Source organism: Arthrobacter saudimassiliensis (genome assembly GCF_059090665.1).
The window spans coordinates 1,203,912-1,226,010 of record NZ_JBNHFX010000001.1 but is presented as its reverse complement, the minus strand read 5'-3'; the positions used below and the strand labels follow the sequence as shown (position 1 = coordinate 1,226,010).

Here is a 22,099-nt window from a genome sequence, read left to right as displayed (position 1 = left end):
AGGACAGTTTCGTGGCCAAGAATACGAACGGGGACCCGCAGGAGCGGAACTCCGTGAAGGGACCGCTCGCGTTCTCCGCCGTGCTGGCAGTCATCGCCGGCGTCACCACCACCATCTTCGCCACCGGCGGTGCCGAGAAGGAACTTCGCCTGGACCTGGGCCTGATCGGGGCGGGCATCGCGTTCATCGCGAGCCTGCTCATCTCGTCGCTGCTGCTGATGACGGAAAAGCCCAATCCCGAGCACCTCAGCGCCGGCTCCGGCATCCACCGCAGCGCCGCCAAGATTCCCGGCGGCGCCGGCAGCGTGGGCGGCAACCAGCCGCAGCCGCGTGCCGCGGAGGACGACGACAGCGCGGCTGCCGACGGCACCGCACCCCGCGCCGACGACGACGGCGCGGCCGGCCCGGGCACGCCGCGGACCCCCGGCACGCACTAGCCGGCCAGAGACAGCCTGACGCCGCCGTCCCCGCAAAGGGGGCGGCGGCGTCGTGCGTTCGGCCGCCCTCCAGCGGCGGCGTGCGGCACGCCGTCGGCAGGTCAGTCAGTCGGTTAGTCGAAGATTTCCTTGCTGATGTCGGTGGGTGCGTCGTACTGACGGTCCGGCAGCCCGTGGAGGGCGTCCATCACGGATCCGGAGGTGCCGGCGTCGGAGGCCTTCTGCACGATGGCGTCCTTGGAGGCGGGGTAGTCGAGGCCGCCGAGGGCCTTCTGGATGTCGATCGGGCTGGGCTTGTCGGCCATGCGCGCTTCTCCTTTGGCAGGTTCCCGGCGTTCCCGGGCTCCTTCCTTTGTAGGCCGACGGCGGGCGCCGTGCCTAGGTATTCAGGGCGCCGGGCGGTCCGGATGCCGGAACGCCCGGACTCAGGTGCCGAGCAGATCTGCGGCGTCGACGGAGCGGTCGGGGACGGTGGTCGGCGATTCCAGGTGCACGGCGCCGCTGGGCAGGATCCCGGCGCCGCCGTAACGCTCCATGACCGCCCACTGTGCGGCGACGTCCTCGCCGGCATGTCCGGGCGGAAGGTTCCGCCAGAAACCGAACCCGCCGCAGTCCTCCAGCTTGGCGCGGTCGAACAGGACGCAGGCGCCCACCCAGGCGACCTTGTACAGGCGCCACTCCTCCGGTCCCAGGCCGAGGTCGGCGGCGGCGTGGACGAGGTTCGCGGCGTTGTGCAGGGTCCAGCGCTCCGAGCCGGGACCGTCGCGGCGCATGTGTTCGGGCTGCACCGGACCGTCCCAGAGCTCCAGCGGTTCGCGTTCGTGCGGCCGGTCATCGTCGAGATACGACAGGCCCTGCACGGCCGAGCCGACAAAGCCGGCCCCGCTGGAGCGGAGCGCGGCCAGCATCCGCGCCAGCGAGCCCGGCTCCAGCCACACGTCGTCGTCGAGGAACAGCACGTAGGGCGCCGTCGCCTGTGAGAGCAGGAAGTGCCGCTGTTCGGCCAGGCCGCGGGCCGGCAGGTGCCGTTCCCGGCGCACCGGCCGGCCCTGGGCCTGCAGCACCCGGCACATGGCATCCGTCGCGGGGTGTTCATAGGAGGCGTCGCCGGTGCTCTGGTCGCTGATCAGCACGCCGAAGTCCGGATCGTCCTGGCCGGCGAGCCCGGCGAGCGTCACGGCCAGCTCGGCCGGCCGGTCGCACGTCGGGATCAGCACCTCGAGCGTCGGCGGGGCGGCTTTTGCCCGGCCGGCATCCGGCTCGGCCCGGCCGGCGCCCGGGCCGGCGGCCTCCGCCCAGCGTTCGGAGCCTCGGCGGTTCACGGCCTGCCGCCGTCCGTTGGGCCGGGCTCCTGCCCCGGCGGCGTGCCGGCCTCCGGCCGGGCGCGGATCCGTTCGACGACGGCGGTCGTCGAGTGGTCGGCCACGTAGTCCAGGATCCGCACCTGCCCGCCGCAGGCCTGCACCACGGGCGTTTCCTCCAGCATCTGCGGCGAGTAGTCCCCGCCCTTGGCGTAAATGTCCGGGCGCAGCGCCTCGATGAGCGGAATCGGGGTGTCGGTGTCGAAGACGGTCACGTAATCCACGCAGCTGAGCGCGGCGATCACCCCGGCCCGGTCGTGCAGCGGATTGATCGGCCGGTCCGGGCCCTTCAGCCGCCGGGTCGATTCGTCGGAGTTCAGGGCGACGACGAGCACGTCGCCCAGGGCCTTGGCCTGGTTCAGGTAGCGGGTGTGGCCGCGGTGCAGCACGTCGAAGCAGCCGTTGGTCAGCACCACGGTCTTCCCGGCGTCGCGGTCCAGGGCGATCCTGCCGAGCAGCTCCTCCGGGGCCAGCGCCGTGTCCCCGAGGCTGCCCAGATAGGAGACCAGGTCGGTGGTGGTGCACACGGAGGTGCCGGGCCGCTGCACCACGATGTCCGCCGCGCTCTGCGCCAGGTCGACGGCGGTGGCCGCCGGCAGCCCGCAGGCCCGGGCCAGGGCCAGGCAGGCAACGAAGGTGTCGCCGGCGCCCGAGGCCTGCTTCTCCGTGGCCGGGCGGGCCCATGTGCGGTGGGTGCCGCCGTCGCCCGCCAGCAGCAGCGCCCCGTCACGGTCCAGGGTGACGACGGCGGCGCCCGCGCCGGCAAGCGAGCGGATCCTTTCGCCATGGCGGGCCACCTCGGCGGCCCGGTCCATGGCCGGATCGAGCTTCAGGCCCAGCATCGCCCCGGTCTCGGCGGCGTTCGGGGTGATCAGGTCCGGGCGCAGGTCCGCCCAGCGGGCGGGTTCGTGGGCGTCCACGAGCACCAGTTTCCCGCCCCGGTGCGCCTCCAGGGCCTGTCGGACCTCGCCGTGCAGCAGCCCGGAGCCGTAGTCGCAGACCAGCACGGCGCCCACCTCGGCGAGCTGCTCCGGCAGGGCGCGGGCCAGATCGGCGGCGGCATCGGGCGGCAGGGTCCGCGCGCCGTCGTCCATCCGCAGCAGGACCTGGTCCCCGGCGATGACCCGGTACTTGGTGGTGGTCTGCAGGTCCGGATGCAGCTGCAGCCCGGAAACCTCCACGCCGCCTTCGGCGAGCAGCGCGGCCAGCCGGCGGCCGGCCTCGTCGTCGCCGGCCAGCCCGGCGACCGCCACCCGGGCGCCCAGCGCGGCCAGGTTCATCGCCGTGTTGGCCGCCCCGCCCGGCGCGTAGACCCGCCGGTGCAGGTCCACCACCGGCGCCGGCGCCTCCCGGCAAAGACGTTCTGACACGCCGGAAAACCAGCCGTCCAGCATCACGTCGCCGACCACCAGGATCCGCGGCGCGGCCTCCGCCAGCTGCACGGGCAGGGCGGCGGTCAGGCCGCGGACGGCGGAGAAGTCCGGCTGCGCACTCATGAGAGGTTCCCTGCGGCGTCCCGGGTCTGCGGCAGGCCGACGTGCACCACCTTGACCAGGGAGAACTCGTCCAGCAGCTCCGGGCCGTAGCCGAAGCCGCTGCCGGATTCGCCGCGCGGCTGGGCGGCGCCGCCCGGAGCGCCGCCGAAGACGGCGTTCACCTTCACCGTGCCGGCCCTGAACGCCGCCACGGCGCGGTGCGCATGCTCGATCCGGCCGGTCAGGACGTTGGCGGCGAGCCCGTAGCGGCCGGCGGCGGCGAGGGCCAGGCCCTCCTCGAAGCTGTCCACCACCTGCACGGGCGCCACGGGGCCGAAGGTCTCCTCGGTCATGATGCTCATCCGGTCGCTGCAGCCGAGCAGCACGGTGGCCGGGTAGTGCGCCCCGGGCCCCGCCGGGACCGCGCCGCCCTCCGCGGCGGTTGCGCCCAGCCGCAGCGCCTCCTCGACCTGCTCGTGCACCAGGGTGCGCATCCTGCCGTCCACCAGCGGGCCCAGCGGATCCTCGGTGTTGCGGCGCCGCGCCTCGGCGGTGAGCGCGGCAATGAACTGGTCGGCGATGCCCCGGTGCACGTAGATGCGTTCGACGGCGGTGCAGATCTGCCCGCTGTTCGCGAAGCAGCCCAGCGCCGCCTGCTGCGCCGCCCACTCCGGATCCACGTCGTCGTCAATGAGCAGCGGATCGTTGCCGCCGTTCTCGCGGATCACGTGCGCGCCGGTCAGCGCCGCGGCGCGGGCGATACGGGCCCCGGTCGCGGAGGACCCGACGTGCGCGAACATGTCCACGTCCGGCTCCGAGGTGAGCGCGGCACCGAGCTCCGGGCCGCCGGTGAGGGTGGCCAGCACGCCGTCGGGAAAGTGCGGGGCGAGGATTTCGCCCAGCCGGGCGCCGGTGTGCGGGCACCGTTCGGAGGGTTTGTGGATCACCGTGTTGCCGGTGACCAGGGCCGCGCCGAGCAGCCCGGCGGCGACGGCGACCGGGTCGTTCCACGGCGTGAGCAGGACCGCGACGCCGCGCGGTTCGATCACCGTGTAGTCCGCGGCCAGCACGGATCCGCGCAGGCTGCGGCCGCGGTGCACGGGCCCGAGTTCGGCGTACTGCTCCAGGGTGGCGACGCCGGCCTCCACCCCGCCGAGCGCATCGGTGTAGGGCTTGCCGGTTTCCCGGGTGTTCAGCCGGGCCAGTTCCTCGGCGTGTTCGGCCACCGCGGCGGCGGCGGCCCGCAGGGCCCTGCCCCGGGCTGCGGGATCCGTCGCGGCCCAGCCGGCGCGGGCGGCCGCGGCGGTGCGCACGGCCGCGGCGGCCTCGCCGCGGCCGGCCACGGGCAGGCTGCCGACGACGGACCCGTCGGCCGGGTCGTGGATGGTCAGCTCGGACTGGCCCGCTGTGGTGTCGATGTAGGCGCTGGTGGTCATGCCGCTCCTCCGGTCGGTCCTGCCGGCTGCGCGGAGCCGGTACGTGCTCTTCTACACGGCCTGTACCCCCTTGTTGAAGGGTTCAGACACGTGCGGGCCCGGGGTACATGGGGTTGGCCGGAATCCGGGGCGCGGCCCTAGGGTGGGGAGCAGCTCGTCCGGCGGGGCGGGATCGGTGGAGAAGGGGTGTGCAGTGCCAGAGGCCAGGGAACACATGCCGCAGGGGACATCCGCGGAGCGCGGGCAGACGGCGCCGGCGGCTGCGCCGGAGCTGAGGCGCCGCGGCGTCGGGCCGGTGCTGGCCCCGTTCGAGGGCGTGCGGAGGATCGCCGTGCTGCGCGGCGGCGGCCTGGGCGACCTGATGTTCGCGCTGCCGGCCATCGATGCGCTGGCCGCGGCCTACCCGGAGGCGGAGATCGTGCTGCTGGGCACGCCGGCGCATGCGGCGCTGCTGGCCGGACGGCCCGGTCCGGTGGCGCGGGTGGAGGTCCTGCCCTTTGCGCCGGGCGTCCGCCCGGGGGAGGAGGATCCAGCCGCCACGGAGGAGTTCTTCGCCCGGATGCGGGCCGAGGCCTTCGATCTGGCCGTGCAGGTGCACGGCGGCGGCCGCAACTCCAACCCGTTCCTGCTGCGCCTCGGCGCCCGGTACACGGTGGGTACCCGCACCCCCGACGCCGCCGCGCTGACCCGCACCATCCCCTACGTCTACTACCAGCACGAGGTGTTCCGGGCGCTGGAGGTGGCCAACCTGGCCGGGGCGGTCCCGGTGAGCCTGGAGCCGCAGCTTCAGGTGACGGAGGAGGAGCGGCGCGCCGCGGCGGCGCTGCACAGCGGCGTCCGGCCGCTGGTGACCATCCACCCGGGCGCCACCGACCCGCGCCGGCACTGGCCGGCGTCGTCCTTCGCCGAGGTGGCTGCCCGGGCGGTCGCCGCCGGCTGTGAGGTGCTGGTGGTCGGCGACGAATCCGACAAGGCCGCCGCCGAGGAGATCGTGCAGGGTGCCCGGGCCGCGGCCTCCGGCGGCGAGAGCGTGCTGCGCAGCCTGGCCGGGGAGCTGGACCTGGGCACGCTCACCGGGCTGCTGCACGCCAGCGCCGTGATGGTCGGCAACGACAGCGGGCCCCGGCATATGGCCCAGGCGGTGGGTACCCCCACCGTGGGCGTCTACTGGTTCGGCAACGTCATCAACGCCGGCGCGATGGGCCGCACCCTGCACCGGGTGCACATGTCCTGGACCTCCACCTGCCCGGTCTGCGGCATCGACGTGACCCAGGTCGGCTGGACGGCCGAACGCTGCGAACACGACGATTCGTTCGTGGCCGAGGTGCGGCCCGGGGACGTGTGGGCCGACGTCGAGGAACTGCTTGCCGTGCCCCGGGAGCTGCGCCGCTGATCAGCCGGCCAGGGCCCCCAGCTCCTGGACCAGGACGAAGGCGCCCATCAGCAGCACGAAGATGCCGAAGCCCTTCCGCAGCGCCGCCTCCGGGATCCTGCCGGCCAGCCGGGCCCCCAGCAGGGAGCCGACGACGGCGGCCGCGGTCACCGCGCCCACCAGTCCCCAGTCCAGGGACACGCTGGTGAGGTAGCCGCCGAGCCCGGCGAAGGACTTCATGGCGATGACCACCAGCGAGGTGCCCACGGCCAGCGGCATCGGCAGCCCGCCCAGCAGGGCCAGGGCCGGCACCACCAGGAAGCCGCCGCCGGCGCCGACCAGGCCGGTTACCAAACCGACCACCAGGCCCTCGGCCAGGATCTTGCCGATCGGCAGCCGGGCCGGAGCGCCGTCGCCGGCGGCCTTCTTCCGGCCGCGGATCATGGCGACCGAGGTGGCCACCATCATCAGCGCGAAGGCGATCATCAGGATGGTGCCGGGAATCCGGCCGCCGAGCAGGCCGCCGGCGAACGCGCCGGCCATGGAGGCGGCGCCGAAGATCAGGCCCGTCCGCCACTGGACCCGGCCGGCGCGGGCGTGGGAGACCGCGCTGACCGCGGAGGTGACACCGACGACGAACAGGGAGGCGGCAATCGCCTCACGGGGATCAAGGCCGGCCACGTAGGTCAGGATGGGCACGGTCAGGATGGACCCGCCGCCGCCCAGCAGGCCGAGCGAAACGCCGATCAGCACGGACAACGCCAGGGTTGCGGTGAGCACCAGGGTCATGGCAGGGCTTCCTTTCGGGTGGCGCCGGGGTTACTTCGCCGCGGGGATGCGGGCGATGGCTGCGGCGGCGGTGGGCTCGTCCGCGGTCCGGTTCCACGGCATCTTCGACAGGGCTTTGCCCATGGCGCAGGTGTTGGTGGCGGCGGAGAACGTCAGGCCGGCGCCGATGCCGCCGGCCAGCAGGCGCAGCTTGGGAGAGACGAAGCGTCCGGCCAGCATGCCGGTCAGGACCAGGGAGCCGGCCGCCATCCGCACCTGGCGCTCCAGGTCCCAGCGCTGGGCGCCGCGGACGACGTCGCCGCCGTTCCCCGCGAAGCCGGGCACGCCGCCGGTGAGCACCTGGGCGCCGGTGATGCCCACCGCGCCGAGGCGCTGCCGGGCCTGCTCGGCGCGGACGCCGGACTGGCAGACGAGGACGACCCGGCCGCCGAGCCGGCTGCCCAGCTCGTCGGCGTGCTCGGCGAGCAGGGGCAGCGGCACGTTGTACGAGCCGCGGATGTGCAGGGTTTCGAACTCGGCGGCGGAGCGCACGTCGATCACCACCGGGGCGTCAGGGCCGGCCAGCTGCTCGCGCAGGGTTTCCGGGCTGATGGCGTCAAGGGTGGAGGAAGTCAAGGGATGTCCTTTCGGGAACGGTGAGATGTTCTGCGCGCCGCTCGGACGGCGCCGGGCGGCGTCCCGCGGCGCGGGAAGGTGGTGGGGCGGCGCTTGGCCGCCCCACCTGCGTATATGCCGTTAAGGCGATGTTTCGGGGTGGGTGTGCTCCGGCCGGGCGGGTGTAGGGCCGGGGCGATCGCTAGGCGGGTTCGCCGGCGGCGCGCCAGGCGCTCCAGCCGGCGTAGCTGCCGTCGAGTTCGGCGACGTCGTAGCCGGCACGCCGCAGGGCGCTGGCGGCGACGGAGTTCCGGACGCCGGACTGGCAGTAGGTCACGATGGTTCCGTCCATCGGCAGCTGGTCGGTGTGCCAGAGCACCCGGCCGGCGCTGAGCTGCAGGGAACCGGGGATGTGCCCGGCGGCGTGCTCGGTCTTGTTGCGCACGTCCACCAGCGCCGCGGCGTCGAAGCCCTCCAGCTCGGCGGAGCGAATCACCCTGGGCGCTGCCGTCGGCAGGCCGTCCAGGTTCGGCACGAAGCCGGCGACGGCGTCGATGCCCACCCGCACCAGGTGGTCCCACATCTGCTGCGCGGAGCCCTGGTCCGGAGCCAGCAGCACCAGCGGGCGGGAGTCGGTCTCGGGGTCGTAGGCCCAGGCGCCGAAGCTGGCGGCCTTGGTGCCGGCCGGGATGTTCAGGGCACCGGGCACGGTGCCGGTGTGCACCGCAGCGTGCGGGCGGGTGTCAACGAAGGTGATCCGGTCCGCGTCCAGGTCCGCGGCGACCTGCTCGGCGGAGAGCTCGGGCAGCGGGCCGCGCTCGCCCATCACTTCCGGGCCGAGCCGGTTCTGCCGCTTCATCCGGGCGAAGTAGGCGTGGGCGTCGGGCTGGCCGTCGAGCAGCTCGTCGATGAAGCCCTGCTCGTCGCCGGCGGCGAGGTAGGGGCCCCACCAGGCGTTGAGGCGTTCATAGCCGACCGTGGTGGAGGGCAGGGCGCCCAGTGCCTTGCCGCAGGCGCTGCCGGAGCCGTGGCCGGGGAAGACCTGGACGTGGTCGGGCAGGGTCAGGAACTTCTCCTGCAGGCTGCGGAACAGGTCCTTCGCGCCGGCGAAGCGGGTGTCGACGCCGCCGGCCGCCTCGTCCAGCAGGTCGGGACGGCCCAGGTCGCCGGAGAAGACGAAGTCGCCGGTGAGCATATAGCCGGGCTCCCGGCTGAACGCACCGTCGGTGATCAGGAAGGCCAGGTGTTCGGGGGTATGCCCGGGGGTGTGCACCGCCTGGATGGTGATGTTGCCGATGGCGATCGCGTCGCCGTCGTGCAGCCGCTCGGCGTCGAAGCCGTACTGCCAGTCCTCGCCGCCCTCGCCGGAGACGTAGGCGGCAGCGCCGGTGGCGGCGGCCAGCTCACGGGTGCCGGAGAGGTAGTCGGCGTGGATGTGGGTTTCGGTCACGGCCACGATCTTCATGCCGTTCGCCTTGGCCAGGGTGAGGTACTGGTCGATGTCGCGGCGGGCGTCGACCACCACGGCTTCCCCCTTGGCCTGGCAGCCGATGAAGTAGCTCGCCTGGGCGAGGTCCTCGTCATAAATGCGTTCGAGCAGCATTCGTTTCTCCTTCCGGTGATACCCCTAGGGGTATTGCTTGCCCTTCACGATACATACCCCCGGGGGTATGTCGCAAACCGGCTGCGGCAGGGTGCGCCCGAAGGCGGGTGTTGGCGCGGACACCGCGCGCACCCCGGGGCTAGGCTGCCGGGGAGGAGGCGGAATGGACGACGACGCCGAGGTGCTGGCCGGCGGGGTGGCGAACGCCGGGGCCGTGGTGCGGATCGGCAACGAGGTCCGCCGGCCGGCGTCGCCCCGCTCCGAACTGGTGTTCGCGTTCCTCGCACACCTGCGGTCCGCGGGCTTCACCGGGGTGCCGGAACCGCTGGGGTTCGACGCGCAGGGCCGGGAACGGCTGGGATTCATCCCGGGAGATGTCGGGGTGCCGCCCTTTCCGGGCTGGGTGCTGGATCCGCAGCTGCTCGCCTCCGCCGCCCGGCTGCTGCGCCGGTTCCACGAGGCGGCGGCCGGGTTCGTGCCGCCGCACGCGGCGGACTGGAACACCGAGCTGACCTGGCCCGGCGGCGGGCCCGTCATCGGGCACAACGACGTGTGCGTGGAGAACGTGGTGGTCCGCGACGGGGAGGCGGTGGCGCTGCTGGACTTCGAATTCGTCGCGCCCACCCGGCTGCGGCTGGCGGCCGACGCCTACGGGGTGCCGTTCGGGGCCGAACGCGAGGAGCTGGTCTCGATCATCGTGGCCGGGGTGCACCGCGGCGGCCGGTTCATCAAGGCGAGGATGGCCCGGGGTGAGCAGCCATTCATCGACCTGTGGGAGAAGCTCGGCGGCCAGGCGCACGTGGACCGCCGGATCGCCTGGATCGACCGGCTGCGGCCCAAACTGGAACGGGCGCTGAACCGGCGCTGAGCCGGCGCCGTCGTGAAGCCCCGGGTCTGGTTATCCCGCAGGGGCCCAACCGGTGTTCTGCAGCCACGCCGGCAGGTTCCAGGCGTCCGGATCGATCCGCCGGGTGGCGGCCAGGTCCCCCTGATAGGCCGGCTGCTGCGCAAACCAGCGGAACATGGCGAGCATGTCCTCGTTGCCGTCCAGCATGTCCAGCGGCAGCGGCCGGTAGGTCACGGGCCGGCCGGTGTGCTCGGCGAAGGCGGCGGCGATTTGGCTGCCGGTCCGCTCATCCCCGGCGATCTCCACGGCGCCGTCCGTCAGCACGCCGTCGGGCAGCAGCCCAAGCAGCGCCGCGGCGGAGACGATGCCGACGTCGCGCGCGCCAACCATCTGCAGCGGCACATCGTCAGGAAGCGGCATCGCCACGGTCAGGGCGCCGTCTGCGTCCCCGCCCTGCGGTGCCATGCTGTCCGCCGAGAGGTTCTCCATGAAGAACACCAGCCGGATCACGGTGGCGTCCAGCCCCAGCTGCTGGATCCGTTCCTCCACCCGCCGCTTGCTCTCGAAGTGCGGAATGCCGGTGTGCCGCTCGGCTCCGCCCACGGAGTTGAACACCACGTGCGGCACGCGGGCCTGTGCGGCGGCGTCGGCCAGTGCCCGGCCCTGCCGGACCTCGCCCTCGGCGCCTTCGGGCGTGAACGGCGTCGTCATGAAGAAAAACGCGTGCACCCCCTCCAAAGCGGCCGGCAGTGTGGCTGGATTCGCCAGATCCGCATGGGCCAGCTCCACGCCGCGGGCGGCCAGCGCGCCGGCCCGCGCCGAATCCGGCTCCCGGACGAGTGCGCGGACGTGGGCGCCGCGCTCCAGCAGGGCATCGACGACGGCGCCGCCCTGGGTGCCGGTGGCTCCGAAAACGGCGACGGGCTGGTCCTGGCTGGGCATGGCGGCTCCTTGTTCACCGGCGAAAGATCCGGGCCAAATGTACTGGCCCGGGGTGCGGAGCGGAAGGGCTGTTGCGGGTGCTAGGGCTGCAGCAGCGGTGCGGGCCGGGTGAGGAACGGTCCTAGCTGCCCGGCCCTCGGTTCTGCCGCGGCCGGGCGCGCAGATGCGCCCGCTCGCCCTGCGGGCCGAAGAGCGCCAGGAACTCCACCGGAGACTCATCCGCGCTGTCCATCCAGTGCGGCAGCCGGGTGTCGAACTCCGCCGCCTCGCCCGGTTTCAGGACCAGGTCATTGTCGCCGAGCAGCAGCCGCAGCCGTCCGCTGAGCACGTACAGCCACTCGTAGCCCTCGTGCCTGCGCGGATCCGGCCCGCCCGGACTCAGGCGCGGCGGCAGGATGTACTTGTAGGCACGGATGCCCCCGGCCTTCTCGGTCAGCGGAATGATCGTCGCGCCGTCGCGCTGGATCGGGCGCATATGCACCCGGGGATCGCCCGTGGCCGGGCCGCCGACCAGCTCGTCCATGGTCACGCCGTAGACCCGGGCCAGGGGAAGCAGCAGTTCCAGTGTGGGCCGGCGCTGCCCGGATTCCAGCCGGGAGAGCGTGCTCACCGAGATGCCGGTGGCCGCCGCCACGGCGGCAAGCGTGGTGCGCCGCCCGGCCCGCAGCGCCCGCAGCCGGGGCCCGACGCCGGTCAGCGCCGCCTGCAGTTCGTCGTCCATGCACCGACCCTGCCACACGATGCGCGCGGCACGGCCGGGCGTTTGCCGTCCCGGCAAAAAACGTTGCCCAGGTTTCCCGCTCCACCGCACAGTGAAACCACCGGTCCGGTCGGCGTCCGCCGGCCCCGAACAGAGACGGAGAGCTTTCCATGGACACGCACGACAGCAGCATCACCGGCCCCGCTGACGCGGACCAGGACGCCGAATACGACGTCGTGGTGGTCGGCGGGGCGGCGGCCGGGCTCAGCGGAGCCCTCACCCTGGCCCGCGCCCGCCGCCGCGTCGCGGTGATCGACGCCGGCGCGCCGCGCAACGCCGCCGCCGGACACGTCCACAGCTACCTCGGCCGGGAAGGTTCGACGCCGGCGGACCTGTACGCGGACGGGCGGGATGAGGTCCGCGGTTACGGCGGCACCGTGCTGGACGGCAGCGTCGAGGACATCACCGGCACGGAGGACGGGCGCTTCAGCGTGCACCTGGCCGACGGGCGTCGGCTGCGCGCCCGGAAGATCCTGGCCGCCACCGGCGTCACCGACGAGCTGCCCGCGGTGCCCGGCCTGGCCGAGCGGTGGGGCCGCGACGTCCTGCACTGCCCGTTCTGCCACGGCTGGGAGGTGCGCGACGAACCGATCGGCATCCTCGCGGTGGACCTGGGCGCCGCCATGCACCAGGCGCTGCTGTGGCGGCAGTGGAGCGACGACGTCGTCCTGTTCCTGCGCGATGCAGGCGAACCCGACGCCGCGCAGGCGGCGAAGCTGGCCGCCCGCGGCGTCCGCGTGGTGCGCGGAGAGGTGGCTGCCGTGGAGGGCGCACCCGGCGCCCCGGTGGTGCGCATGGCCGGCGGGGAGAGGGTGGAGCGGCGCGCCGTCGTCGTGCTCACCCGGCTGCACGCCAGGGCCGGCTACCTTGCCGGGCTGGGACTGGAGCCGGTGGACCAGGTGGCCAACGGCCTGAACTTCGGCACCGCCGTGCCCGCGGGTCCGACCGGAGCCACTGCGGTGCCCGGCGTCTATGCCGCGGGCAACCTGGCCGCGCCGATGATCCAGGTGCTGCCCGCGGCCGCTGCAGGGCAGGCCGCAGCTGCCGCGATCACCGCCGAGCTGATGATGGAGGAGGTCGACGCGGCGGTTGCCGACGCGGCCGACGCCGCGGCCGTGGGTTAGCCGACGCTCGCAGCCGGGCTGTCCAGCGCCGCGTTCCGTGCCGCCAGCCGGGCGAACGCGCCGCCGGCCGCCCGCAGCTCGGCGGCGGTGCCACGCTCGACGATTTCCCCGCCGTCGAGCACCACCACCTGATCGGCGTTCTCCACGGTGGAGAGGCGGTGCGCGATGGTCAGCGTGGTACGCCCGACGGCGAGCCGCTCCAGCGCGGCCTGCACCTGCGCCTCGGTGGTGTTGTCCAGGGCGGACGTGGCCTCGTCCAGCACCAGCACCGGCGGGTTGCGCAGGATGGTCCGCGCGATGGCCAGGCGCTGCTGCTCGCCGCCGGAGAACCGGTGCCCGCGCGCCCCGACCAGGGTGTCCAGGCCCTCGGGCAGGGACCCCACGGTATCCGCGATCCGCGCCGCGGCCAGCGCCGCCCACAGCTGTTCGTCGGTGGCGTCCGGATCGGCGAGCAGCAGGTTCTCCCGCACGGACGCGTGAATCAGGTACGTCTCCTGCGAGACGACGCCGACGATCCGGGCCAGGTCCCCGGGGGCGATCTGCCGCACGTCCACGCCGTCGATCGTGACCGCCCCGGCGCTGACCTCGTTCAGCCGCGGCAGCAGCGACGCCAGCGTGCTCTTGCCCGAGCCGGTGGGGCCGACGACGGCGGTGGTGGTTCCGGCGGGCAGGTGCAGGTCGATGCCGCGCAGCACCTCCCGCCCGGGCGCGGGCGCCGACCCGCCTGCGGGCGCCGCGTCGTCCGCCGGTGCCGCGCCGTCGTAGGCGAACCGCACGCCGGCGAAGCGCACCTCGCCGCGCACCCGCGCGGGGTCCAGCCGGACCGGGTCCGCTGCGGGGCGGATCTGCGGCACCAGGTCCAGGTACTCGAAGATCCGGCTGAAGAAGGCCAGGGCGGTGACCCACTGGACCCCGATGTTCAGCAGGCCCATGACCGGGCGGAAGATGGTGCCCTGCAGGGCGGTGAACGCCACCAAAGTGCCGATCGTCATGCCGCCCGTTGCGGCCGGAAAGCCCGCGGCCAAGTAGATGACGGCCGGTATCGCGGCGAAGACGATCTGCATGGTGGCCATCCGCCAGCGCCCGGCCAGCTGGCTGCGCAGCTCCAGGCCCACCAGGTTCTCGGACCGGGCGGTGAACCGCTCGGCGTCGCGGGGCCCGGTGCCCAGGGTCTTGGCCAGGCGCACGCCGGAGACGGACAGGCCCTCCTCGACCTGGGTGTGCAGGGCGGCGAGCTCGCGCTGCCGCTGATCCGTGACGTCGCGGCGGATCATCGCAACCCGGCGGGAGAGCCAGATGGCCGGCGGCAGGACCACCAGCGAGATCAGGCTCAGCCCGGGGGAGAGGGCGACCATGGCGACGGCGGTGGCGACCGCCGTCGTCAGGTTGGAGGCCACCCCGGTGGCGGTGTTGGTGACCACCGACTGCATGCCGGCGATGTCGTGGGTGAGGCGGGACTGCACTTCGCCGCCGCGGGTGCGGGTGAAGAAGCCCAGCGACTGGGCCTGCAGATGGGTGAACAGCTCCACCCGGAGGGTGTGCATGACCCGCTGGCCCATTTTCGTGGCCAGCCAGGTCTGCACGACGCCGATCACGCTGGTCAGCGCCGCGACGCCGACCATCGCGGCGGTGAGCAGCATCAGCAGTCGGAGGTCCTGCTGCGGCAGCGCGCGGTCGATCACGGCGCGCACCAGGAACGGCTGGGCCAGGTTGATCACCGAGGACGCGGTGATCAGGGCGACGACGACGGCGATGGTCATCTTGTGCGGGGCGAACAGGGCCCCGATGCGGCGCAGCGGCACAGGATGCCGGGCCAGCTGGGACTTGTCGCCGGGGTGCAGCTGGGCGGGGCCGCGCCGGCCGCCGCCCGGTCCGCCGCCGGGCAGACCGTCCGGAACCGCGCCGGGACCGTCGGGAAGGCCTGAGCCTCGTGCCATGCGGTACCTCCTGGAACAGGGAAAGAATGCCTCACCTCGAGGCATATAGAGAGGTTACCTCATTATGTGGTTGCCACCAAAGGGCGGTAGGCTGGGCAGGTGACCGAACCGCTTCCCGACTCCGCCGCCCTGGGTGAACTGATGCACGCCGCATTCCGCGGCCTGCGTAAGCGCTGGATGCACCAGCTGGCGCCTTACAACCTGACCCCGCACCAGTTCCGCGCGGTGAATGCGCTGGGCCGGATGCAGGAACACGGGCACGGGGAAGGGTCGCACGACACGGCCGGCGGGAGGCAGGCGCCTGCCGGGGTCGCGGAAGCGGAGGGCGTCCGGCTCAAGGAGCTGGCCGAACGGCTGCATATTGCCCCGCGCTCGGCGACCGAGGTGGTGGATCAGCTGGCAGCCAAAGGCCTGGTGGAACGCCGTCCGCACCCGACGGACCGGCGGGCGACGCTGCTGTCGCTGACCGACGAAGGGCAGGCCCTGCGGGCCCGGGTGAAGGAGGACCGGAAGCGGGAGGCGGACGAGTTCTTTTCGGTGCTGGAGCCGGCGGATCGGGCGGAGCTGGGCCGGATTCTGGGGCGGCTGGCCTGATGTGGTGCCGAATCGGGTGCGACGCTGTGAGCGCGTATTCGAGGCCCTTGACGAGTGTTTCCACCCCGAGCACCGGCTTCCGGGGGTGCCGCCTGTTCGGCCCTTTCGGTAGGCCGTAGCCTCGAAAGAGCCTGTTGTGGCGAACGTCGGCGGGTGAAACCGCCCGGCCTGCCGCACCACACCCCGGGAGGTCCGTCCCATGCCCGCACATGCAGCACCCCTTCCCGACGCTTCACCGCCGCCGCCCCGCCCCGCGGGAGAGCACCGGCATCTGACCCCGCCGGACCAGCGCCGCGGTGCCTACTTCTCGCCGCGGACCTGGCTGCTGCCGCTGCTGGTGTTCCTGCTGCTGGGCGGCACCGGCTCCGCCCTCTACATCGGCGGGCTGGGCAGCCCGGGGGACCACCTGCGGCACTTTCCGATCGCCGTCGTCAACGAGGACCGCGGCGCCGAATCCACCGGGCCGGACGGGGCCGCCACGGATGAAAACCTCGGTGCCACCATCGCGCAGGAGATGAAGGAGCGGACCTCGCAGAGCGACGAGGTAGACCTGCGGGAGCTGAGCTGGGACCAGGCCCGGGAGCAGCTGCGCAAAGGCCAGCTTTACGCCGCCGTCGTGATTCCCGAGTCGTTCTCCGAGGATGCCGTCGGATTGATCTCCTCCGCCCTCACCCAGACCGCCGCCACCCGGCCGGCCATCACGGTGTACACGAACCCGCTGGCTAGCCCGCTGGGCACCTCGCTGGCGGAGGCCAGCGTGGACCCGGCACTGCAGGACGCCAGCGGCAGACTGGGCGCCCGGCTCAGCGACTCCTCCCAGCAGGCGCAGGCGCAGGCCCAGGAGGAGGCCCGGGCCCGGCTGGCCCAGCTGCCGGTGGCGGTGCGCAGCGAACTGGGCACCAGCTTGGAACCCCGGATCGACGGCACCGCCGCAGCCGTGATCAGCGACCCCATCCAGGTGACCACGACCCCCTATGAGCGGCCGCCCGAAGGCGCGGCGCTGGGCATGGGAGCCTTCTTCTACTCCGTGCTGCTGATGGTGGTCGGCCTCAGCGGCTCGGTGGCCCTGCACTTCCTCATCGACTCCCGCACCGGGGTGCTGCCGGTGGAGCTGGGCTCACGGTTCGTGCTCGGACCGCGGCTGCGGCCCTCCCGGTGGGGGGCCTTCCTGCTCAAGTGGGGCATCGCGGTGCTGGCCGGGCTGCCGATGGCCGGGCTGATGATGTGGATCGCCAACGCCGTCGGCATGCCGATCCCGCACGGCGGCTGGTTCTTCCTCTCCACCTGGCTCTCCTTCGTCACCGTGGCCTCCGTGGTCCTGGCGCTGATCACCCTGCTCGGCAGCGCCGGGATGATCCTCTCCGTCATCTACGTGGTGTTCATGGGCCTGCCCGCGGCCAGCGGCGTGGTGCCGCTGGAGGCCCTGCCGCGGTTCTTCGACGCCATCGCCCGCGGCGAGCCGCTCTACCAGATGACCATCGCCAACAAGGCGGTCCTCTACTTCGATGCGGAGGCCGACGCCGGGCTGCAGGCGGGAATCATCGGCATGCTCGTGATCATCCTGATCGCCGTCGCGCTCGCCCTGGCCGGCGGGTTCCTCTACGACCGGTGGTTCGGCCGCCGCGGCGCGGCGCTGGCGCCGGAGACGGCCGCGGCACCCTAGCAGGTGCAGGGGTGTGCGCGCCGCGCCGCCGGAACCGATAGGCTCCGGAGCGTTTGAACTTCGTGAGAGGAAACGCTTCGGTGCCACGTCCCGCCCAGCAACCGACGGCCAGAGGCGGCGGCTACGCGCTCCTGGTGCTTGCTTTTGTTTTCCTGGGCGGAGGCCTCGGCCTCGGCCTGCCCCGGGTATTCGAAGCGCGGGAAGACCGGCAGATCGTATCCGACGGCGCCCGTGTCTCGGGCGTGATCAGCGAGGTCGACTTCACCTCTCGCCGGGGCCGGTTGACGGCAGTCAAGACCGTCACCTTCACGGCCGGCGGCACCGAGTACACGGCCCAGGGGCGGGAACGGGTCAGCGAAAGGCGGGACGGGTCCCGGGACGCCATCGCCCGGAGCCTGCTCGGAGACCGCGTGGCGGTGTTCCACGACCCCACGGATCCGCGGCGCAACGTGATGGAGGACCACGAGGCCTCCCTGGCCGCCCCGCTGTTCCTTGTGTTCTTCTTGGGCGGAACGGGCTCGGTGCTCGCCTTTATCGGCGTGACCGGAATGCTGCACAACGCACGTCATCCAATACCGGCATCCGCACGCCCGACGACGCCGCCGGGCTAGGCTTTTCCGGTGACCCTCAGCATCCAGCCGGCCGACTTCAGCGACGCCGCCCTGACGGACTTCCTGCAGCAGCACCTGGATGACATGGAGCCGACCGCGCCGCCCGAAAGCCGGCACGCCCTGGACCTGGCGGCCCTGCAGGCCCCCGGCGTCTGGCTCTGGACCGTCACCGCTGACGACGGCACGATCGCGGCCACCGGGGCGCTCGCCGCCCTGGCACCGGGCCACGAGGAGCTGAAGTCAATGCGCACCGATCCGCTGCGCCGCGGCCAGGGCCTGGCCCGCCGCCTGCTGGACCACCTGCTGGCCGACGCCGCCGCCCGCGGGGTGGGCCGGGTTTCGCTGGAGACCGGCAGCATGGATTTCTTCGCCCCCGCCCGGGCGCTCTACGCCTCCGCCGGCTTCACCCGCTGCCCGCCGTTCGGCAGCTACCGGGAGGACCCAAACAGCGTGTTCATGACGTTGGCACTGCCGACGAGTCAGCGGATTGACTGGTAGGCCTCCAGCGCCCGGGCACGGGAGGCGGCCAGATCCACCACCGGCTCGGGATACCCCGGCGCCAGGGCCTCCGGCACCCACTCGGCCACATAGGCGCCGCGCGGGTCGAACTTCTTTGCCTGTGTCAGCGGATTGAAGATCCGGAAGAACGGTGCGGCGTCCGCCCCGGATCCGGCTACCCACTGCCAGTTCGCCGGATTGCTGGCCGGATCCGCGTCCACCAGGGTCTCCCAGAACCACTCCTCGCCGGTCCGCCAGTGGATGCCGAGGTTCTTCACCAGGAAGCTCGCCGTGACCATCCGGACCCGGTTGTGCACCCAGCCCATCCGCCACAGCTGACGCATCCCGGCGTCGACCAGCGGAAGGCCGGTGAGCCCGGCCTTCCAGGCTTCCAGCGGGGTCAGCTCCCCGGGGGCATTCGCGGTGGCCGGGGCGCCCTCGCCGCGGAGCGCGGGCGGGGTCTGCGGGCCGGCGCCCGGGGTCCAGTCCCAGGGGAAACGGTCGAACGCCGGCCGCAGGTTCCGCTCGGCCAGGTTCGGGTTATGGAAGAGCTGATGCCAGCAGAATTCCCGCCAGCCGATCTCCGTGCCGAAGGCTTCCGGGCCCGGCCCGGAGCTGCGTGCCCGACGGAGTTCGTGCCAGACCTGGAACGGGCTGACATGGCCCCAGCGCAGGTAGGGGGAGAGGCGGCTGGTGCCCTGCGCCGCCGGCAGGTTGCGGCCGTCGTCGTACTCCCGCACCGGGCCGTCCAGGAATTCCGCCAGGGTCGCCAGCCCGGCGGCCTCGCCGGGCGTCCACGCCGCAGCCAGCCCGGCGGACCAGTCCGGCCGGCTCGGCAGCAGCTCCCAGGCCCCCAGCTCGTCACCGGCGGGCGGGCCCGACGGCGGGGCGGAGACCTTGGCCGGCCGCCCCAGCGGAGCGCGGAAATCCATGGCGGAGACGGCTCGCCAGAACGGCGTGAACACCTGGTACGGCTTGCCCTCCCCGGTGCGCATGGTCCACGGCTCGTGCAGCAGGGACGCTTGGAAGCTCTCGGCATGGACCCCGGCGTCCTGCGCCCACGCCTTCAGCACGGCGTCCGCTTCGCGTTCCGGGCCGCCGTAGCGCCGGTTCCAAAAGATGCTCTCCGCCCCGGCCTGCACCGCGAATTCCTGCACAGCGGCGGCTGACGGTCCGCGCAGCAGCACCAGCGGGATGCCCAGTTCCGCCAGATCCCGCTGCAGGGCGGACAGGGCATGGTGCAGCCACCACTTGGCGGCGGCGCCCAGCGGCCGGATGCCGGGGGACTGTTCGTCCAGGACGTACAGGCCCACCGCCCCGCCGGCCTGCGCGGCGGCCAGCAGGGCAGGATGGTCACGGGTGCGCAGATCGTCACGGAACCAGGCGATCGAGACCACGGGGAAACGTCCTTTCCAGGGCCGGCAGGGCCGCGGATTCCGACCCTACCCTGCTGCCCTACCCGCCGATCCCGACCAGGGACACCATCAGCGGCAGCAGCGCGATGATCAGCGCCGCACCGAGGATGTCGAAGACCAGCCCGGTGCGGATCATCCGGATGATCGGCACGGCACCGGACCCGTAGACAATCGCGTTCTGCGGCGTCGAGACCGGCAGCATGAACCCGAACGACGCCGCGAACGTCGCCGCCAGCGCGGGCACGAACGGGTCCACCCCGATCGCGGTGCACAGGGGAATCACGATGGGAACGACGACGGCGGCCGAGGCGGTGTTGCTGGTGGTCTCCGAGATCAGGATGGCCAGCAGGGCCGAGAACGCCGTGATGGCCACGATGTTGGTGATGCCCAGGGTGTCGGAGGCAGCGGAGCCGATGGTTTCGGCCAGCCCGGTCTCGGCCAGCAGCGCACCGAAGATGATCCCGGTGCCGAACAGCAGGATGGTGCCCCAGTCGATCTTCGCCGCATCGGTCCAGGTCAGCGTGGCCTTCCGTTCCTTCCAGTTCACCGGCAGGATGAACAGCAGCGACGCGCCCAGCACGGCGACGATGCCCTCGTCCAGCCGGTCGTCCAGGAACGCGTAGGCCTCGGAGTCGGTGCCGGCGATCAGGGAGGCGACCGCCGGGGTCAGCCACAGCACCACGGTGAGGCCGAACGCGATCAGCGTGTTGACCTCCGCCCGGGACATCGGGCCCTGCTCGGCCTTCTGCTCGCGGATGAACTCCGAGACGCCCTCGATGCGCCGGACCTCGGGGCGGTTGAGCAGGAACATCACCAGCACCAGGACAATGAACATGCCCACCACCAGCGGTGCGGCGGCCGCCATCCACTGCGCGAAGGAGATGCGCTCGCCGGTGGCCTCCTCGATCAGTCCGCGGCCGATGAGGTTCGGCGGCGAGCCCACCGGCGTCAGCAGCCCGCCGACGCTGGCCCCGTACGCCAGGGTGAGCATCAGGGCGGCTCCCACCCGCAGCCGCAGCGGATCGAAGTCCGGCTTCACCAGCCCCTTGTCCTGCAGCAGCTGGGCAATGACGACCAGGATGCCCAGCGCCGTCGGCAGCAGCATCGCCACGGTCGCGGTGTTGGACACGAACGCGGACAGCAGGCAGGTGATCAGCCCGAACGCTGCGATCACCCGGTAGGTGGACCCGCCGACGCCGGGCAGCGACAGCACCGCATAGGCCAGCCGCTGCGCCAGGCCGTGTTTGAGCATGGCCTGGGCGAGGATGAAGGCGCCGATGAACGTGAAGATGGTGGTGGAGCCGAACGGTGCCAGCACCGCCGTCGACGGCGCGACGCCCAGAATCACGACGGCGGCGACGCCGATCAGCCCGCCGACGGGAATGGGAACCGGCTCGCAGATCCACAGCACGATCACGCCGAGCAGGATCGCGGCGAGCAGCTGCTGGGTGGGATCCATGTCCGAGGGCACCAGCGCGAAGATGATGGTGACCGCCGGGGCCAGGAAGAAGCCGGTGGTCTGCCGGATCCGTTCGAAGCGTTCCTCCCGCGGCGAGAGCTGCTGCTCACTCAGCGTGCGGAAGGTGCGCCCGCCCAGCAGCGCGGCTTCGACGTCGGTCCGTTGGGGCTCCTCCGGGCTGGTCCGGGAGGGTGAGAGATCGTGGGACATCGTCGGCCTCCGTCGTCGTCGAGCGGAACGTGCCCGGAAACGGGCGCGGCACGCCGAACGTAGCGCCGGGGCGGCGTCGAATCCAGAGGGAGAGCCAAAAACCAGACGGCCCGCCCTGCGGTTACCGGGTGTCCTCGCGCAGGCTGTCGAGGCAGCGCCGTGCGTATGCGGGCTCGGCGGACCAACAGGAAGCCGCCTCCCAGGCCAGCCCGGCCCGGTGCAGCTGCCGCTGCCCGACGCCGGTGCGCTGCCCGATGTCGGGGCGCTGCCCGACGCCGGGGCGGGGGGACGCGGCCGCAGGCGGCAGGCCGGCGAAGTCGAACGCCGGTGCGTCCACCCGGGATTCGTCCCAGTCGATCAGGGCCGCCCGGCCCTGATGCATGAGGACGTTGCCCGGATTGACGTCCCCGTGCACGACGCATTCCTGCCCGCCCACCAGCGGGCGCCAGGCCTCCCGGATGAGGGCGACGTCGTCGGCCGTCAGGGCGGAGAGGTCGACGTCGCCGCCGCGGGGTCGGTGAGCAGCGCACCGGCGGAGGCGAAGCCGGGCCGCTGGGGCCACCCGGCGGTACGTTCATGTACCTGTTCCAGCACGGCCACCACCTGCCGCCAGTCGCCGGGCGTCCGCGGCGGCCGTCCCGGCAGCAGCGGGTGAACCCAGGTGCCGTCGTCGTGCCTTCGACCGTCGCCGGTCTCGGCCGGCAGCGGCACCGCAAGGCCCCCGGCGGCCAGGAAGGCGAGCAGATCCAGCTCCCACAGCAGTGCGGCGGGCGGGCGCCGCGAAACCCGCACCACGAAGGACGCGTGTCCCCGCCGGGCCCGGAAGACCCCGCTGCGCGCCCCGCCGCGCAGCGGCCCCACCAGTTCCAGGCCCGGCCAGGCGCCGACGTCGGGGGCCGCCGGTCCGGCTGCAGGGAGTTCCGGGCTCATGCGGCGTCCTTCATCCGCCCAGTCTGACGCCCCCGGCCCCAG

The 22,099-nt window shown here is 72.9% G+C and carries 22 protein-coding genes; 8 read left to right on the top strand and 14 right to left on the bottom strand.

The genetic code is table 11. The annotated features are described in order from the left end of the window. Positions 1–11 precede the first annotated feature (11 nt). Positions 12–437, top strand: coding sequence for a hypothetical protein (locus tag AC5RV6_RS05745; RefSeq protein ID WP_494006315.1), 426 nt, complete (start codon positions 12–14; stop codon positions 435–437). 113 nt (positions 438–550) lie between these two features. On the opposite strand, the gene AC5RV6_RS05740 is transcribed toward AC5RV6_RS05745, so the two are convergent. The 4 genes from AC5RV6_RS05740 to AC5RV6_RS05725 form a co-directional block, all read right to left on the bottom strand. Continuing rightward, a complete protein-coding gene (locus tag AC5RV6_RS05740; protein WP_494006314.1) occupies positions 551–742 on the bottom strand; it encodes a DUF2795 domain-containing protein in 192 nt (63 codons plus the stop codon). A 120-nt stretch (positions 743–862) separates the two neighbouring features. Beyond that, positions 863–1,759, bottom strand: coding sequence for a glycosyltransferase (locus AC5RV6_RS05735; RefSeq protein ID WP_494006313.1), 897 nt, complete (start codon positions 1,757–1,759; stop codon positions 863–865). Then, the gene (gene rfaE2 / locus AC5RV6_RS05730; protein WP_494006312.1) at positions 1,756–3,294 is read right to left on the bottom strand and encodes a D-glycero-beta-D-manno-heptose 1-phosphate adenylyltransferase; all 1,539 of its coding nucleotides are present in this window, start codon (positions 3,292–3,294) and stop codon (positions 1,756–1,758) included. Before rfaE2 ends, AC5RV6_RS05735 begins: the two co-directional genes overlap by 4 nt. After that, complete coding sequence (locus tag AC5RV6_RS05725) at positions 3,291–4,709, bottom strand: aldehyde dehydrogenase family protein (RefSeq protein ID WP_494006311.1); 1,419 nt, start codon at positions 4,707–4,709, stop codon at positions 3,291–3,293. Before AC5RV6_RS05725 ends, rfaE2 begins: the two co-directional genes overlap by 4 nt. A 214-nt stretch (positions 4,710–4,923) precedes the next feature. Between AC5RV6_RS05725 and AC5RV6_RS05720 the strand changes: the two genes are divergently transcribed. Beyond that, positions 4,924–6,102, top strand: a complete 1,179-nt coding sequence (locus AC5RV6_RS05720; protein WP_494006310.1) for a glycosyltransferase family 9 protein — start codon at positions 4,924–4,926, stop codon at positions 6,100–6,102. On the opposite strand, the gene AC5RV6_RS05715 is transcribed toward AC5RV6_RS05720, so the two are convergent. The 3 genes from AC5RV6_RS05715 to AC5RV6_RS05705 all read right to left on the bottom strand — a co-directional run bounded on the left by AC5RV6_RS05715 (position 6,103) and on the right by AC5RV6_RS05705 (position 9,067). After that, positions 6,103–6,870: a sulfite exporter TauE/SafE family protein gene (locus AC5RV6_RS05715; RefSeq protein ID WP_494006309.1), complete on the bottom strand. Its 768-nt coding sequence runs from the start codon at positions 6,868–6,870 to the stop codon at positions 6,103–6,105. A 30-nt stretch (positions 6,871–6,900) separates the two neighbouring features. Further along, the gene (locus AC5RV6_RS05710) at positions 6,901–7,485 is read right to left on the bottom strand and encodes a rhodanese-like domain-containing protein (protein ID WP_494006308.1); all 585 of its coding nucleotides are present in this window, start codon (positions 7,483–7,485) and stop codon (positions 6,901–6,903) included. 181 nt (positions 7,486–7,666) lie between these two features. Beyond that, positions 7,667–9,067, bottom strand: coding sequence for an MBL fold metallo-hydrolase (locus tag AC5RV6_RS05705; protein ID WP_494006307.1), 1,401 nt, complete (start codon positions 9,065–9,067; stop codon positions 7,667–7,669). Positions 9,068–9,230: 163 nt separating this feature from the next. On the opposite strand from AC5RV6_RS05705, the gene AC5RV6_RS05700 reads away from it, so the two are divergent. Further along, positions 9,231–9,935 carry a protein kinase family protein gene (locus AC5RV6_RS05700; RefSeq protein WP_494006306.1) on the top strand — a complete coding sequence of 235 codons (705 nt, stop codon included), beginning with the start codon at positions 9,231–9,233 and terminating at the stop codon, positions 9,933–9,935. A gap of 30 nt (positions 9,936–9,965) precedes the next feature. Here the strand turns inward: AC5RV6_RS05700 and AC5RV6_RS05695 are convergent, their stop codons facing one another. Both AC5RV6_RS05695 and AC5RV6_RS05690 read right to left on the bottom strand, forming a co-directional pair. Then, positions 9,966–10,856 (bottom strand): NmrA/HSCARG family protein, encoded by an 891-nt coding sequence (locus AC5RV6_RS05695; RefSeq protein WP_494006305.1) that lies wholly within the window; start codon positions 10,854–10,856, stop codon positions 9,966–9,968. A 121-nt stretch (positions 10,857–10,977) separates the two neighbouring features. Next, positions 10,978–11,577, bottom strand: a complete 600-nt coding sequence (locus AC5RV6_RS05690; protein WP_494006304.1) for a helix-turn-helix domain-containing protein — start codon at positions 11,575–11,577, stop codon at positions 10,978–10,980. 149 nt (positions 11,578–11,726) lie between these two features. Here AC5RV6_RS05690 and AC5RV6_RS05685 point away from each other — a divergent pair, with 149 nt between their 5' ends. Further along, the gene (locus AC5RV6_RS05685) at positions 11,727–12,740 is read left to right on the top strand and encodes an NAD(P)/FAD-dependent oxidoreductase (RefSeq protein WP_494006303.1); all 1,014 of its coding nucleotides are present in this window, start codon (positions 11,727–11,729) and stop codon (positions 12,738–12,740) included. On the opposite strand, the gene AC5RV6_RS05680 is transcribed toward AC5RV6_RS05685, so the two are convergent. Beyond that, on the bottom strand, positions 12,737–14,677 hold the full coding sequence (locus tag AC5RV6_RS05680) for an ABC transporter ATP-binding protein (protein WP_494006302.1): 1,941 nt from the start codon (positions 14,675–14,677) through the stop codon (positions 12,737–12,739). The two genes, AC5RV6_RS05685 and AC5RV6_RS05680, sit on opposite strands and share 4 nt — an antisense overlap. Before the next feature lie 99 nt (positions 14,678–14,776). Here AC5RV6_RS05680 and AC5RV6_RS05675 point away from each other — a divergent pair, with 99 nt between their 5' ends. The 4 genes from AC5RV6_RS05675 (at position 14,777) to AC5RV6_RS05660 (ending at position 18,043) form a co-directional block, all read left to right on the top strand. Beyond that, positions 14,777–15,271 (top strand): MarR family winged helix-turn-helix transcriptional regulator, encoded by a 495-nt coding sequence (locus AC5RV6_RS05675; protein ID WP_494006301.1) that lies wholly within the window; start codon positions 14,777–14,779, stop codon positions 15,269–15,271. Positions 15,272–15,470: 199 nt separating this feature from the next. Beyond that, a complete protein-coding gene (locus AC5RV6_RS05670; protein ID WP_494006300.1) occupies positions 15,471–16,934 on the top strand; it encodes a YhgE/Pip domain-containing protein in 1,464 nt (487 codons plus the stop codon). A gap of 134 nt (positions 16,935–17,068) precedes the next feature. After that, positions 17,069–17,545, top strand: a complete 477-nt coding sequence (locus tag AC5RV6_RS05665; protein ID WP_494006299.1) for a DUF3592 domain-containing protein — start codon at positions 17,069–17,071, stop codon at positions 17,543–17,545. A gap of 9 nt (positions 17,546–17,554) precedes the next feature. Then, positions 17,555–18,043 carry a GNAT family N-acetyltransferase gene (locus tag AC5RV6_RS05660; RefSeq protein ID WP_494006298.1) on the top strand — a complete coding sequence of 163 codons (489 nt, stop codon included), beginning with the start codon at positions 17,555–17,557 and terminating at the stop codon, positions 18,041–18,043. On the opposite strand, the gene AC5RV6_RS05655 is transcribed toward AC5RV6_RS05660, so the two are convergent. From AC5RV6_RS05655 to AC5RV6_RS05640, 4 genes are all read right to left on the bottom strand, one after another. Then, positions 18,025–19,440, bottom strand: coding sequence for a cryptochrome/photolyase family protein (locus AC5RV6_RS05655; RefSeq protein ID WP_494006297.1), 1,416 nt, complete (start codon positions 19,438–19,440; stop codon positions 18,025–18,027). The two genes, AC5RV6_RS05660 and AC5RV6_RS05655, sit on opposite strands and share 19 nt — an antisense overlap. Positions 19,441–19,498: 58 nt before the next feature. After that, a complete protein-coding gene (locus AC5RV6_RS05650) occupies positions 19,499–21,127 on the bottom strand; it encodes an SLC13 family permease (RefSeq protein ID WP_494006296.1) in 1,629 nt (542 codons plus the stop codon). 121 nt (positions 21,128–21,248) lie between these two features. Then, positions 21,249–21,689, bottom strand: a complete 441-nt coding sequence (locus tag AC5RV6_RS05645) for a phosphotransferase family protein (RefSeq protein ID WP_494006295.1) — start codon at positions 21,687–21,689, stop codon at positions 21,249–21,251. Continuing rightward, a complete protein-coding gene (locus AC5RV6_RS05640) occupies positions 21,608–22,057 on the bottom strand; it encodes a phosphotransferase (protein ID WP_494006294.1) in 450 nt (149 codons plus the stop codon). The genes AC5RV6_RS05645 and AC5RV6_RS05640 overlap by 82 nt, the downstream gene beginning before the upstream one ends. Positions 22,058–22,099 lie beyond the last annotated feature (42 nt).

What these genes read in the sequence shown, in the direction of transcription:
- AC5RV6_RS05695 (WP_494006305.1), bottom strand. Translation starts at nt 10,856, where the DNA reads ATGCCCAGCCAGGACCAGCCCGTCGCCGTTTTCGGAGCCACCGGCACC.
- rfaE2 (WP_494006312.1), bottom strand. Translation starts at nt 3,294, where the DNA reads ATGAGTGCGCAGCCGGACTTCTCCGCCGTCCGCGGCCTGACCGCCGCC.
- AC5RV6_RS05685 (WP_494006303.1), top strand. Translation starts at nt 11,727, where the DNA reads ATGGACACGCACGACAGCAGCATCACCGGCCCCGCTGACGCGGACCAG.
- AC5RV6_RS05670 (WP_494006300.1), top strand. Translation starts at nt 15,471, where the DNA reads ATGCCCGCACATGCAGCACCCCTTCCCGACGCTTCACCGCCGCCGCCC.
- AC5RV6_RS05740 (WP_494006314.1), bottom strand. Translation starts at nt 742, where the DNA reads ATGGCCGACAAGCCCAGCCCGATCGACATCCAGAAGGCCCTCGGCGGC.
- AC5RV6_RS05700 (WP_494006306.1), top strand. Translation starts at nt 9,231, where the DNA reads ATGGACGACGACGCCGAGGTGCTGGCCGGCGGGGTGGCGAACGCCGGG.
- AC5RV6_RS05715 (WP_494006309.1), bottom strand. Translation starts at nt 6,870, where the DNA reads ATGACCCTGGTGCTCACCGCAACCCTGGCGTTGTCCGTGCTGATCGGC.
- AC5RV6_RS05720 (WP_494006310.1), top strand. Translation starts at nt 4,924, where the DNA reads ATGCCGCAGGGGACATCCGCGGAGCGCGGGCAGACGGCGCCGGCGGCT.
- AC5RV6_RS05725 (WP_494006311.1), bottom strand. Translation starts at nt 4,709, where the DNA reads ATGACCACCAGCGCCTACATCGACACCACAGCGGGCCAGTCCGAGCTG.
- AC5RV6_RS05690 (WP_494006304.1), bottom strand. Translation starts at nt 11,577, where the DNA reads ATGGACGACGAACTGCAGGCGGCGCTGACCGGCGTCGGGCCCCGGCTG.
- AC5RV6_RS05680 (WP_494006302.1), bottom strand. Translation starts at nt 14,677, where the DNA reads ATGGCACGAGGCTCAGGCCTTCCCGACGGTCCCGGCGCGGTTCCGGAC.
- AC5RV6_RS05705 (WP_494006307.1), bottom strand. Translation starts at nt 9,067, where the DNA reads ATGCTGCTCGAACGCATTTATGACGAGGACCTCGCCCAGGCGAGCTAC.
- AC5RV6_RS05640 (WP_494006294.1), bottom strand. Translation starts at nt 22,057, where the DNA reads ATGAGCCCGGAACTCCCTGCAGCCGGACCGGCGGCCCCCGACGTCGGC.
- AC5RV6_RS05650 (WP_494006296.1), bottom strand. Translation starts at nt 21,127, where the DNA reads ATGTCCCACGATCTCTCACCCTCCCGGACCAGCCCGGAGGAGCCCCAA.